The 12,572-nt window shown below is 52.5% G+C and carries 10 protein-coding genes and 1 pseudogene; 7 read left to right on the top strand and 4 right to left on the bottom strand.

All coding sequences use genetic code 11. From position 1 onward, the window contains the following. The first annotated feature begins 282 nt into the window (after positions 1–282). On the top strand, positions 283–1,203 hold the full coding sequence (locus CMR03_RS01655) for a LysR substrate-binding domain-containing protein (protein WP_063879711.1): 921 nt from the start codon (positions 283–285) through the stop codon (positions 1,201–1,203). On the opposite strand, the gene smrA is transcribed toward CMR03_RS01655, so the two are convergent. After that, positions 1,200–1,766, bottom strand: a complete 567-nt coding sequence (smrA, locus tag CMR03_RS01650) for a DNA endonuclease SmrA (protein WP_063879712.1) — start codon at positions 1,764–1,766, stop codon at positions 1,200–1,202. The two genes, CMR03_RS01655 and smrA, sit on opposite strands and share 4 nt — an antisense overlap. Before the next feature lie 318 nt (positions 1,767–2,084). Between smrA and CMR03_RS01645 the strand changes: the two genes are divergently transcribed. Both CMR03_RS01645 and uspE read left to right on the top strand, forming a co-directional pair. Then, the gene (locus CMR03_RS01645; RefSeq protein WP_013025869.1) at positions 2,085–2,825 is read left to right on the top strand and encodes an FNR family transcription factor; all 741 of its coding nucleotides are present in this window, start codon (positions 2,085–2,087) and stop codon (positions 2,823–2,825) included. Between the two features lie 119 nt (positions 2,826–2,944). Then, on the top strand, positions 2,945–3,898 hold the full coding sequence (gene uspE, locus CMR03_RS01640) for a universal stress protein UspE (RefSeq protein ID WP_063879713.1): 954 nt from the start codon (positions 2,945–2,947) through the stop codon (positions 3,896–3,898). A gap of 46 nt (positions 3,899–3,944) precedes the next feature. Here the strand turns inward: uspE and pntB are convergent, their stop codons facing one another. Together pntB and pntA are read right to left on the bottom strand one after the other, a co-directional pair. Continuing rightward, positions 3,945–5,333 (bottom strand): Re/Si-specific NAD(P)(+) transhydrogenase subunit beta, encoded by a 1,389-nt coding sequence (pntB, locus tag CMR03_RS01635; RefSeq protein WP_096010557.1) that lies wholly within the window; start codon positions 5,331–5,333, stop codon positions 3,945–3,947. Positions 5,334–5,336: 3 nt separating this feature from the next. Continuing rightward, the gene (gene pntA, locus CMR03_RS01630; RefSeq protein WP_096010556.1) at positions 5,337–6,869 is read right to left on the bottom strand and encodes a Re/Si-specific NAD(P)(+) transhydrogenase subunit alpha; all 1,533 of its coding nucleotides are present in this window, start codon (positions 6,867–6,869) and stop codon (positions 5,337–5,339) included. 534 nt (positions 6,870–7,403) lie between these two features. Here pntA and ydgH point away from each other — a divergent pair. Continuing rightward, positions 7,404–8,357, top strand: coding sequence for a DUF1471 family protein YdgH (ydgH, locus tag CMR03_RS01625; protein ID WP_063879716.1), 954 nt, complete (start codon positions 7,404–7,406; stop codon positions 8,355–8,357). A 210-nt stretch (positions 8,358–8,567) separates the two neighbouring features. Then, positions 8,568–9,956 (top strand): annotated as a pseudogene (locus CMR03_RS01620) (basic amino acid/polyamine antiporter). On the opposite strand, the gene CMR03_RS01615 reads toward CMR03_RS01620, so the two are convergent. Further along, positions 9,953–10,363, bottom strand: coding sequence for a hypothetical protein (locus tag CMR03_RS01615; protein ID WP_063879718.1), 411 nt, complete (start codon positions 10,361–10,363; stop codon positions 9,953–9,955). The pseudogene CMR03_RS01620 and the gene CMR03_RS01615 overlap by 4 nt on opposite strands. A gap of 174 nt (positions 10,364–10,537) precedes the next feature. Between CMR03_RS01615 and rstA the strand changes: the two genes are divergently transcribed. Both rstA and rstB read left to right on the top strand, forming a co-directional pair. Next, positions 10,538–11,263, top strand: coding sequence for a two-component system response regulator RstA (gene rstA / locus CMR03_RS01610; RefSeq protein WP_063879719.1), 726 nt, complete (start codon positions 10,538–10,540; stop codon positions 11,261–11,263). Further along, positions 11,260–12,561 carry a two-component system sensor histidine kinase RstB gene (gene rstB, locus CMR03_RS01605; protein ID WP_063879720.1) on the top strand — a complete coding sequence of 434 codons (1,302 nt, stop codon included), beginning with the start codon at positions 11,260–11,262 and terminating at the stop codon, positions 12,559–12,561. The genes rstA and rstB overlap by 4 nt, the downstream gene beginning before the upstream one ends. Positions 12,562–12,572 lie beyond the last annotated feature (11 nt).

Below are 12,572 nucleotides of genomic sequence, written 5' to 3'. Positions count from 1 at the left end.
TGGTAGAAAAAACGGCGCTTATAATAGCCGATCGTTAATGATAAAACGCAGAATTTTGCATGCAAATAATAATCATTCAACAAGCGGATAATTAAGTCGATGATTTTACAGCGACTGCGCGCAGGCCATGACGAAAGGAATCGTAGCGCAGGTATTTATTATCAATAACTTACTGGGATTACCGTCAAAAAGTACACTTTGTTAATAAATATTTGCAGCAAAGTTAACAAAATCCGGTTTAAATAGTTGCCAGTCACCTGGCAATGTCATTAAGTTTGGGAAATGGAAAAAAATATCCTTTTCAATCAGCGCATTCGCTTGCGTCATTTACATGCCTTTGTTGCCGTTGCGCAGCAGGGAACGCTGGGGCGTGCAGCCGAGACGTTGAGTCTCAGCCAGCCTGCACTCTCTAAAACCCTTAACGAATTAGAGGAACTGACAGGCGTCAGGCTGTTTGAACGTGGCCGACTGGGCGCACAGCTCACCACCATGGGGGAGCAGTTTCTGACCCATGCGGTAAAAGTGCTGGATGCACTGAACCATGCCGGTCAGAGCTTTAACGAACAGATTAATGAGCGTCCGGTGATTATCCGCCTTGGCGCGCTGACCACGGCCGCCATGGGCATGCTGCCACAGATTCTCGATCGCTTTCATCAGCTGCGCCCCAATACCACCATTCAGGTGGCCACCTTACATAACAATGTGTTGCTGGCCGGGCTGAGAGCCGGTGAATTTGACATTGGTATTGGTCGCATGGCCGACAAAGAGATGATGACCGGCTTAACATATGAGCTTCTGTTTCTAGAGTCGTTAAAGCTGGTCGTCAGGCCCGAACATCCTCTGTTAAGTGACAATGTCACGTTGTCGCGCGCGATGCAGTGGCCGGTGGTCATCTCTCCCGAAGGAACTGCACCGCGCCGTCTTGCGCAGCAGATGCTGGATGAACAAGGCTGTTGTTTGCCGCCGCACTGCGTTGAGACATCCTCAACCTCACTGGCACGCCAGCTGGCGCTGCGCTATGACTACATCTGGTTTGTGCCTTCAGGTGCCATTAAGGAAGATCTCAGCCACAATGCCCTGTTCTCGCTGCCGATTACCTCTCCCGGGCCTGGCGAACCGGTCGGTATTATCACCCGCACTGGCGATACTTTAAGCCTGAGCGCTGAAGTGCTTATGAGCACCATTCGTAAGTTTCACAGCTAGCGACTGCGTTTTGCATGTCGCTCCCAGTTTTCCTGGCGCGCTTTTTCGGTCTTACGCAATCCGACGTAAAGCGCGCCAGCCCCGCCATGCTGCTTTTGCGCCACACAAAACGTCTGTACCTCATCCAGTTCGCGCAGCCAGCGATCAAGATAACTGCGCACGATATTGGCGTGGGATTCGCTGTCGCGCCCTTTACCATGAATGATTAGCAGGTTGCGAAACCCGGCTTGTCGCACGTCCCGAATAAACGTAAACAGGTTCTGTCGACAGGCTTCCACGGGTTGACGCAGTAAATTAAGGCTGGCGTCCAGCGCATACTGGCCTTTGCGTAATTTATCTAGCACACCCTGCTGAATACCTTCAGCTTTGTATTCCAGCGGCTGATCCAGCGGGATAATGTCCAGATAGCCGCGGGTTAAAAAATTTTCATCTTCCTGTTCTGGCGGCGGCTGGCGGGTTTTCTTGCTGGCGGAGAGATTATTCCACAGCGTATTATCCGCATCCTTCAGTGGCGTAACGTCATTCATCGCGTCACGGAACAGATTGTCATCGTCAAGGTTCATGGCTCGCCCCTGTTAAATGATATGACGCAAAATTGTATATAACCCGAATAGTAGCAAAATCGGGAAAGTCTGCGCTAATCCCGTTTTTAACGTTTTCGCCAGGCATGACAGTGAAGATGGATTCTGTTTGAGATCAAAAAAGCGTAAACATTTATTTACGGATGTTACACTTTGACATCAAAAAAGCCCGTCAGAACAGCCTTTAGCCGCCGTTAACAAACCACACTTTCTGTAGGCCTAAAAACTGCTCGGATGAGTTCCTTTACGACCAAAAAATGGTAAAATTGACCACAGTCAATTATCGTCGAGCAAACCATTATGTTCCCTGAAAAACGTATACAGTCAGGCGGTTGTGCGATTCACTGCCAGGATTGCAGCATCAGCCAGTTATGCATCCCTTTCACACTTAACGAACATGAGCTGGACCAGCTTGATAACATTATTGAGCGAAAGAAACCCATTCAAAAAGGCCATACGCTGTTCAAAGCGGGTGACGACCTACGATCGCTTTATGCTATTCGTTCCGGCACCATTAAAAGCTATACCATTACCGAACAGGGCGATGAGCAAATTACCGGCTTCCACCTCGCCGGCGATCTGGTCGGCTTTGATGCCATTATGAATGCCAGCCATCCCAGCTTTGCCCAGGCGCTGGAAACGGCGATGGTCTGTGAAATCCCCTTTGATACGCTGGATGATTTGTCGGGCAAAATGCCTGCTCTGCGTCAGCAGATGATGCGTTTGATGAGTGGCGAAATCAAAGGCGATCAGGACATGATCCTGTTGCTGTCGAAGAAAAACGCAGAGGAGCGCCTGGCGGCCTTTATCTGGAACTTATCCCGCCGTTACGGCCAGCGTGGTTTCTCCCAGCGTGAGTTCCGTCTGACCATGACGCGTGGCGATATCGGCAACTATCTGGGTTTAACCGTTGAAACCATTAGCCGTTTACTGGGCCGCTTTCAGAAATCCGGCATGCTGGCCGTGAAAGGCAAATATATCACCATTGAGAACCACGCCATGCTGGAAGGTCTGGCGGGTCAAAGTCACCAGGCCGCCTGACAGATAAGCCGGGTTAATAAATCTTATTTTATTGATCCGGCTACATCTTTTTCACTTTCTTAGTGCACTTAACATAGGCTATCTTTAATCCAGTCGCTTTGGTTTAAGGAGAGTAGCCTATGTCCCAGTATCAAAATATTCTGGTCGCCATCGATCCGCAACAGGATGACCAGCCCGCGCTGCGACGTGCGGTATATCTCAACCAGCTTATCGGCGGCAAAATCAAAGCTTTTCTGCCTATCTACGACTTCTCATATGAAATGACTACCCTGCTCTCACCGGATGAGCGTACCTCCATGCGTCAGGGCGTGATTAGCCAGCGCTCAGAGTGGATACGTGAACAGGCCAAAGCCTATCTGGATGCTGGCGTGGATATCGATATCAAAGTGATCTGGCACAATCGCCCTTATGAGGCCATTATCCAGGAAGTGTTGGCGCACCAGCATGATTTAGTGCTTAAGATGGCACATCAACACGATCGGCTGGAGGCGGTAATTTTTACCCCCACGGACTGGCATTTGTTACGCAAGTGCCCTTGCCCGGTGTGGATGGTTAAAGATCAGCCCTGGCCCGAAGGCGGCAAAGCACTGGTGGCGGTTAACCTTGCCAGTGAAGAACCTCACCATGATGCACTGAATCAGAAATTAATCCGCGAAACCGTCAAACTGGCAGAAAGCGTAAACCATACCGAAGTTCACCTGGTCGGTGCCTATCCCATTACGCCTATCAATATCGCCATTGAGCTGCCCGACTTTGATCCCAGCGTGTACAACGACGCCATCCGCGGTCAGCACCTGGTGGCGATGAAAGCCTTGCGGCAGAAATTCTCCATCAGTGAAGAATTTACGCATGTTGAAAAAGGCTTACCGGAAGAAGTGATCCCCGAATTATCGTTACATCTGGACGCGGGAATTGTTGTCTTGGGCACTATCGGCCGTACCGGGTTGTCTGCGGCGTTTCTGGGTAACACGGCTGAACAGGTCATCGATCATCTGCGCTGTGACCTGCTGGCGATAAAACCGGATGATTTTGTTTCACCGATTACGCTGGATGACGAAGACGAGAACGACTGATCCTTCTTACTGCAAAAAGGGCGACCCGGTGAGTCGCCCTTTTTTATTACAGCGCTTTCAGGATATTTTCCACGCTGGCTTTGGCATCACCAAACAGCATATGGGTGTTTTCTTTAAAGAACAGGGGATTCTGGACGCCGGCATAGCCGGTATTCATCGAGCGCTTAAACACAATCACATTCTGCGCCTTCCAGACTTCAAGCACCGGCATACCGGCAATCGGGCTACCGGGATCGTCCTGAGCGGCGGGATTGACTGTGTCGTTGGCCCCGATGACCAGCACCGTATCCGTGTCGCTGAAATCATCATTGATTTCGTCCATCTCCAGTACCACGTCATAAGGCACTTTTGCCTCTGCCAGCAGCACATTCATATGACCGGGTAAACGCCCGGCGACCGGATGAATACCAAATCGTACTTTTATGCCACGGGCACGCAGCTTTTCCGTGATCTCCGCCACCGGATATTGCGCCTGCGCCACCGCCATGCCGTAGCCGGGCGTGATAATGACGCTACTGGACGCTTTAAGCATTTCAGCCGTGTCTTCCGCGCTGATTTCACGGTGCTCTCCAGCCTCTCCACTGTCCGCTACCGCGCTGCTGTCGCTGCCGAAACCGCCTGCAATCACGCTAATAAACGACCGGTTCATGGCCTTACACATAATGTAAGAGAGAATCGCCCCCGACGATCCCACCAGCGCGCCTGTCACGATCAACAGATCGTTGCTGAGCATAAAACCAGCCGCCGCCGCCGCCCACCCGGAATAGGAGTTCAGCATGGACACCACCACCGGCATATCTGCCCCGCCGATGGAAGCGACCAGATGCCAGCCAAACGCCAGTGCGATCACCATCATGACAAACAGGGCAAATCCCTGCGCGCCGGGACTGTCAGTGTTAACGAACCAGACCAACAGCAGGAACGACACCACCAACGCCAGCAGATTCAGCTTATGGCGGTGTGGCAGCATCAGCGGCCGCGACGACAGTTTGCCACACAGCTTACCGAAGGCGACCAGGGAACCGGTAAAGGTGACCGCGCCAATAAAAATGCCGATAAACACTTCACTGAGGTGGATGTTTTCCATCACCGCAGGCAGACCTGGCGCATGATCGATATAACTGTTAATCCCCACCAGCACCGCGGCCAGGCCGACAAAACTGTGCAGTATTGCGACCAGTTCGGGCATTTCAGTCATTTCAACCCGTTTTGCCAGCCGGATGCCGATGGCGCCGCCGATGATCATTGCCAGCAAAATCCAGACGACATTGCTGCTGTCCGGGCCGAAGATGGAGGCGAACAAGGCAATTGCCATGCCGCTGATGCCAAAGATATTTCCTTGTCTTGAGCTTTCATGTTTTGAAAGACCCGCAAGGCTCATAATAAAAAGTATTGCGGCAACAATGTATGCTGCAGTCACTAATCCGCCAGACATCGGTTACCCCTTACGAAACATTTTCAGCATACGCTGCGTGACGGTGAAGCCACCGAAGATATTGATACTGGCGATCAATACGGCAATAAAAGAAAGGAAACTGACCCAGCCGCCATGACCCATTTGCAGTACGGCCCCCACCACGATAATGCCGGAAATGGCATTGGTGACTGACATCAACGGTGTATGCAACGCATGGCTCACGTTCCACACCACGTAGTAACCCACCACGCAGGCGAGCGCGAACACCGTAAAATGCGAGAGAAATTCACTGGGTGCCACATTGGCCAGGCAGCCAAACAGCACGATAAACACGGCCAGCAGCAGATACTTACGCCGTGGTGATGCGGCCGTAGCCTCGCTCTTTTTCTGCACAGGTGCAGCGGTGGTGGTGGCTTTCGGAGCGGCTGACACCTGAATTGGTGGTGCAGGCCAGGTGACATCGCCTTCACGCACGACCGTTACGCCACGAATAACTACGTCATCGAAATCAATATCGATCTCACCGTTTTTCTCTTTACACAGCAGTTTCATCAAATTGACGAGGTTGGTGCCGTAAAGCTGTGAGGACTGGGTCGGCAAACGGCTGGGTAAATCGGTGTAGCCAATAATTTTCACGCCGTTCTCTGTGACCGTCACCCGATCGGCAACGGTGAGTGCGCAGTTGCCGCCGGTTTGCGCCGCGAGGTCAACAATAACGCTGCCCGGCTTCATGCTGGCAACCATCTCTTCGGTAATCAGCGTTGGCGCCGGCTTACCTGGAATCAGCGCCGTGGTGACGATGATATCCACCTCTTGAGCCTGCTGAGCAAACAACGCCATTTCAGCTTTAATAAAGGCATCGGACATTACTTTGGCGTAGCCATCGCCGCTGCCTGCCTCCTCTGCAAAATCCAGTTCGAGAAATTCCGCTCCCATACTCTGGACCTGCTCTTTGACTTCAGGGCGCGTATCAAAGGCGCGCACGATGGCACCAAGGCTGCCTGCCGCACCAATCGCCGCCAGGCCGGCAACGCCTGCACCAATCACCATGACTTTAGCCGGTGGGACTTTCCCCGCCGCCGTGATTTGCCCGGTAAAGAAGCGGCCAAACTCATGAGCGGCCTCGACGATGGCGCGATAACCGGCAATATTTGCCATGGAACTGAGCGCGTCGAGCGACTGGGCGCGAGAAATGCGTGGCACCGCATCCATGGCCATGACGGTGACATGACGCGCAGCCAGCTTTTCAAGCAGCTCAGGATGTTGGGCGGGCCAGATAAAGCTTACCAGGGTACTGCCCTCGCGGGTGAACGCGATCTCTTCGTCATCCGGTGCATTGACCTTTAGCACGATATCGGCCTGCCAGACCTGCTGGCTGTCACTCACCGCAGCGCCAGCGGCCCTGTAACTGTCATCATCAAAGCTGGCGCGCTTGCCTGCATCATGTTCAATGGTCACGCTGAAACCCAGCTTGATGAGCTGTTCAACGGTCTTGGGCGTGGCTGCCACGCGCGACTCGTTAGCCAATCGCTCTTTGGGTATTCCAATTAACATAGTTTTCCCTTTCATCGATTAAAGGAGGATGATCCTTGTGGTACACAATGCCGTGACGACACCCGCTTTCAGGCGTTGTGAATGAAATGCAATAACCTAATCGTATCTAAACCTACTGAAATTGTTACGGACGATCTACTACACAGACCCACATCTGTCACATTTGCCGTAATATCCAGTTGAAGCACGGCAATTCCGCCTGTCCGCACTGCACGAAGACTCTCGCAGCAGATAATCTGCTAAATATCACCTGTTCCGCCCTGATATTCCTTTTGGAAAAAGCCAAAATTAACAATGTATTAACCACTTTATCGATACATTTACTGGTCAATTCATCTTATTGTCGTAAGCGTAAGGCAAAATAGCGTAGCGTGACGCTGTGATTAAATAATCTGGTTCACAACAAGAGAGATATCGCAAAAAATGGCTGCGACAGCGTGTTTATAACATGTAATAATCAGCGGCTAATCTGTTATACATCAAGAGTCCAGCACGTTTTCGTACTCATTTTGCGTAAGGCGAAGGATCATTTTTATGAAGCTGAAGAACACTATTCTGGCATCTACCCTGTTATCTCTGCTGGCAGCAAATGCGTTTGCGGCTAAAGAGCTGACGCCAGAACAAGCGGCCGCGTTGAAGCCATTCGAACGTATTAATATCACCGGTCGTTTTAATGCAATTGGCGATGCGGCTGATGCTGTATCAAAGCGTGCTGATGAAATGAATGCAGATTCCTATTACATTCAAGGCATTAACGACAGCAACGGTAACAGCGGTAACTGGCGTGTGACCGCCGATCTGTACAAGGCTAATGCCCCTAAAGCCAGCCAGGAAACCGACTATCGGATGTTCAATGGCCTGAAAGAGCTGCCGAAGGCGGAAGCTTATCGTCTGGAGCCTTTCGATACCGTTACCGTCAGCGGCTTTTTCCCAAGCCAGCCTGAGGTAAATGAAGCCATTTCCAAAGCCGCGAAAGAAAAAGGCGCAGCCTCCTTCTTTATTGTGCGTCAGGTTGATGCCAATACTGGCGGCAATCAGTTTGTGACGGCCTACATCTATAAGGCCGATGCCAAGCAACGTGTGGTACAGAGCCCGGACACTATCCCGGCCGACTCTCAGGCAGGTAAAGCGGCTCTGGCCGCAGGCGGAGCCGAAGCGAAGAAAGTTGAAATTCCGGGCGTGGCTTCATCCGAAACCCCAAGCAACGCCGTGGGCCGTTTCTTTGAGACCCAAAGCTCAACCGGTAAGCGTTATTCGGTGACTTTGCCGGACGGCAAGGAAATTCAGGAAGTGAATGCGGTGACCGCGGCGCAGATGCAGCCGTTTGATACCGTGACCTTCAGTGGACATTTCGGTTCGCCGACTGAAGTCTCACAGGAAACCGCCAAGCGCGCAGGCGCGAAAGGGGCTAAATTCTACCATGTGACGCGTCAGTGGCAGAACCAGAGCGGTGGTAACCTGACCGTAACGGCTGACCTGTTTAAGTAACACGCGCCAGGGCGGCGATCGCCGCCCTGCTGTCTGTTTGCATAATTCCTGCTCGATTTTGCATAACCACGCATTGCCATCCCGCACCGCACTCCGTAAAATCCTCCGCCTGTTTTTCAGAGTATTAAACGCGTTATACGTAACACAATCACGATATAACGTTGTGTTTATGCTGGTTATCCAGCCACTTATACTAGCAGGAAGAACGTTTTGGAGAAAAAATTAGGCCTCAGTGCCCTGACAGCGCTGGTACTCAGCTCAATGCTGGGGGCCGGTGTTTTCAGCCTGCCGCAAAACATGGCGGCAGTTGCAGGTCCGGCGGCCCTGTTAATCGGCTGGCTGATCACCGGCGCGGGCATTATTTTTCTGTCGCTGGCCATGCTGTTACTGACGCGACTGAAACCCGAACTGGACGGTGGCATTTTTACCTATGCCCGCGCCGGATTTGGTGAACTCACTGGTTTTTGTTCCGCCTAGGGTTATTGGCTGTGCGCGGTTATCGCTAACGTTTCGTATTTAGTCATTGTTTTTTCTGCGCTGAGTTTCTTCACCGACACGCCTGACAGAATCCTCTTTGGCAATGGTAATACCTGGCAGGCCATGCTGGGCGCATCGGTATTGCTGTGGCTGGTGCACTGGCTGGTGCTGCGCGGCGTGCAAACCGCAGCCAGCATTAATCTGCTGGCGACCCTGGGCAAACTGGTCCCGTTGCTGCTGTTTATTGTGCTGGCCGTGATCGCCTTTAATTATGACCGCTTCCAGTTTGATTTTTCCGGGCTCAGTCTGGGCGTACCGCTGTGGGAACAGGTTAAACAGACAATGCTGATTACCCTGTGGGTGTTTATCGGCGTTGAAGGTGCGGTGGTTGTGTCATCACGCGCCCGTCATAAAAAAGATGTCGGACGCGCCACGCTGCTGGCCGTGCTGGCTGCCCTGCTGGTCTATTTACTGGTTACCCTGCTGTCACTGGGTGTGGTTCCCCGCGCTGAGCTGGCGGAAATGCGCAATCCCTCCATGGCAGGCTTAATGACGCGGCTGACGGGGAGCTGGGGCAACGCCATTATCGTGGTGGGCCTGATTATTTCTGTTTGTGGTGCCTATCTTAGCTGGACCATTATGGCGGCTGAAGTGCCCCTGATCGCGGCACAGCAAGGTGCGTTTCCACGCAGCATTGCCCGCCAGAACGCACGTAACGCGCCTGCCGCCTCATTGTGGCTGACCAACGGCAGCATTCAGGTTTGCCTGATCCTTATCGCCCTGACCGGTGCGGATTACAACACCCTGTTAACCATTGCGTCTGAAATGATTCTGGTGCCCTATCTGCTGGTCGGCCTGTATTTGATTAAGGTCGTTAAAGGACAGCAAAAGCCCTGGGCACTGGCCGTGGGTGTCGGTGCCAGCCTGTATGGTATCTGGCTGTTGTATGCATCAGGCCCACTGCATCTGTTTATGTCGGTGGTGCTGTATGCTCCAGGTATTTTACTGTTTATTTTTGCGCGACGTGGCGGACATGAGGTGGCGTTGAAGCCGGTAGAACGGGTTGCCATGATGCTAATCGTAGCGGCAACCCTTCCTGCGATGTGGGAATTGCTGGCTTAGTGAGACTGCCCCAGAACCACACACAGCAGGTCATCCTGCTGTGTCAGCGCAACAGGCTTGCGGTATTCTTCATGAATCGCCTCCAGCTGTTTATCCGACAACGGATACGGCAGCTGGATATCGAAGCGGCAAATCTGTTGCTGCTCAGCGAGCGTAATCAGACGGGCGATGTTAATTTCATCGCTGACCTGGGTTGAAATGATTTGTAATGCTAATTCTTTAAGCTGATCTTCACTCGCCTGCAAGCTGTGCGCAGATTTGCGTGTCACCATGCCGAATATAGGCAGTACGCCGTAGATCGCATCCACAAAGCTCCATCGTTTTTTACAGGATGCCGACAGGAAATCACTGTAATTAAAGCAGATGCGATCGCGGTATACCGCTGATGCCAGCTCTTTATCAAACACTTTGGCTCCTCAAGGTGATCACAATGAATCCGGAACTCACGTTAAACGCAGGGTTAATGATTGCATATTTTGCGGAATATATCCCAGTTACTCAAGGATATTTCGTGTGATTGCATAGAGCTCTGCGCCAGGAAAAGTTATGCTTTACTCCTCCTTTTTACGTTAGAAAGAATCATGCACAAAATCGTTTACGTAGAAGATGAACCCGAAGTCGGTTCGTTGATTGCCGCTTATCTTGGACGGCATGATATTGAAGTGATTGTGGAGACGCGCGGCGATCGGGCGGAAGCGACCATTGCCGAACAGCAACCCGACCTGGTCATGCTGGATATTATGCTGCCCGGTAAGGATGGCATGTCCATCTGTCGTGATTTGCGCGCAGAATGGCAGGGGCCGATTGTGCTGCTGACCTCTCTCGACAGCGACATGAACCATATTCTGGCGCTGGAGATGGGCGCGCAGGATTATATCCTCAAAACGGCTCCCCCAGCGGTGTTGCTGGCTCGGCTGCGGCTGCATCTGCGGCAGTCCCAACAGGGACAGAGTGAAGAAGCCCCTGCGCCGGCGAAAAACAATCGCATGTTGCGCTTTGGTTCACTGACGATTGATGCGCTCAATCGCCAGGTCGTGCTGTTTGATGAAAACATTGCCCTCTCTACGGCGGATTTCGATTTGCTTTGGGTACTGGCAAGTCATGCCGGGCAAATTCTGAATCGTGACGCCCTGCTGAAAACCCTGCGCGGCGTCAGCTATGACGGGATGGATCGCAGTATTGACGTGGCGATTTCGCGCCTGCGTAAAAAGCTACACGACAGCGCCACTGAACCCTTTCGTATTAAAACTATCCGTAACAAAGGCTATCTGTTTGCGCCGCAGGCCTGGGACACGCGTTCGGTATGAAAAAACTTTTTATTCAGTTCTACCTGCTGCTGTTTGTCTGTTTCCTGGTGATGTCGCTGATGGTCGGGCTGGTATACAAATTTACCGCCGAGCGCGCCGGTCGCCAGTCGATGAACGACTTAATGGCCAGTTCGCTCTATCTGATCCGCAGTGAGCTGCGTGAAATCCCCCCGCGCGACTGGAATAAGACCATTAAAAGTCTGGATCTCGGCTTGTCGTTTGAGCTGCATATCGAGCCAATGAGTAAATTTGAACTGGATGAAAACGAACTTCGTCGACTGCGCGCAGGCGAAATCGTCGCACTGGATGATAAGTACACCTTCCTGCAGCACATTCCGCGCAGTCACTACGTTCTGACCGTGGGGCCAATCCCTTATCTCTTCTACCTGCATCAGATGCGACTGCTGGATATGGCGCTGGTGGTGTTTATCGGCATGTCGCTGGGGCTGCCGGTCTTTATCTGGCTGCGCCCGCACTGGAAAGAGATGCTACGACTGGAACACGCCGCCCAGCGTTTCGGCCAGGGGCAGTTGGATGTCCGAACCCACTTTGACAGCACCTCCAGCCTGTTCAGGGTTGGGGTGGCGTTTAACCAAATGGCAGAGAACATCAATACACTGGTCGCCAGTAAAAAGCAGCTGATTGACGGTATTGCCCACGAATTACGTACCCCGCTGGTGCGCCTGCGTTATCGCCTGGAGATGAGCGATAACCTGACGGAAGCGGAGTCGGCGGCATTAAACCGCGACGTCAGTCAGTTAGAGAGCCTGATTGAAGAGCTGCTGACCTATGCTCGCCTTGACCGGCCGCGCGTCGATCTTAATTTGCAATCGCTTGATCTGGCGAACTGGTTACGTGAACGCATGGAAGACTTCCGGGCAATCAACCCGGAGACGCAAATTGACCTGGATTTGCCCCAGCGTGAAAACTACGGCATCTCGGACACCCGGCTCATGGAGCGTGTGCTGGATAATCTGGTGAATAACGCCCTGCGCTATGCCAGTCAGCGGTTACGGGTCAGCCTGTGGTTTGATGGTGCCCAGGGAAATCTGCAGGTTGAGGATGACGGCCCAGGCATTCCCCTTGACGAACGTGAACGCGTATTCGAACCTTTTGTACGGCTCGACCCGAGCCGTGATCGCGCAACAGGCGGCTGTGGACTTGGCCTTGCCATCGTTCACTCTATCGCCCACGCGCTCAGCGGCAGGGTTTCCATTGAAACCAGCCCGCTTGGCGGGGCCAGCGTCCGTCTCTGCTGGCCACTGGATCTTCCCTTTCGGGAACTCCCACGACATTAACGCATTCAGGA

The sequence above is a fragment of the Pantoea allii genome (assembly GCF_002307475.1).
GTDB classification, from domain to species: Bacteria; Pseudomonadota; Gammaproteobacteria; order Enterobacterales; family Enterobacteriaceae; genus Pantoea; species Pantoea allii.
This window is presented reverse-complemented; position numbering and strand designations above follow the sequence as displayed.

Coding starts and splice junctions, on each gene's coding strand:
- pntB (WP_096010557.1), bottom strand. CDS start 5,333: ATGTCTGGCGGATTAGTGACTGCAGCATACATTGTTGCCGCAATACTT.
- smrA (WP_063879712.1), bottom strand. CDS start 1,766: ATGAACCTTGACGATGACAATCTGTTCCGTGACGCGATGAATGACGTT.
- CMR03_RS01645 (WP_013025869.1), top strand. CDS start 2,085: ATGTTCCCTGAAAAACGTATACAGTCAGGCGGTTGTGCGATTCACTGC.
- ydgH (WP_063879716.1), top strand. CDS start 7,404: ATGAAGCTGAAGAACACTATTCTGGCATCTACCCTGTTATCTCTGCTG.
- rstA (WP_063879719.1), top strand. CDS start 10,538: ATGCACAAAATCGTTTACGTAGAAGATGAACCCGAAGTCGGTTCGTTG.
- rstB (WP_063879720.1), top strand. CDS start 11,260: ATGAAAAAACTTTTTATTCAGTTCTACCTGCTGCTGTTTGTCTGTTTC.
- pntA (WP_096010556.1), bottom strand. CDS start 6,869: ATGTTAATTGGAATACCCAAAGAGCGATTGGCTAACGAGTCGCGCGTG.
- CMR03_RS01655 (WP_063879711.1), top strand. CDS start 283: ATGGAAAAAAATATCCTTTTCAATCAGCGCATTCGCTTGCGTCATTTA.
- uspE (WP_063879713.1), top strand. CDS start 2,945: ATGTCCCAGTATCAAAATATTCTGGTCGCCATCGATCCGCAACAGGAT.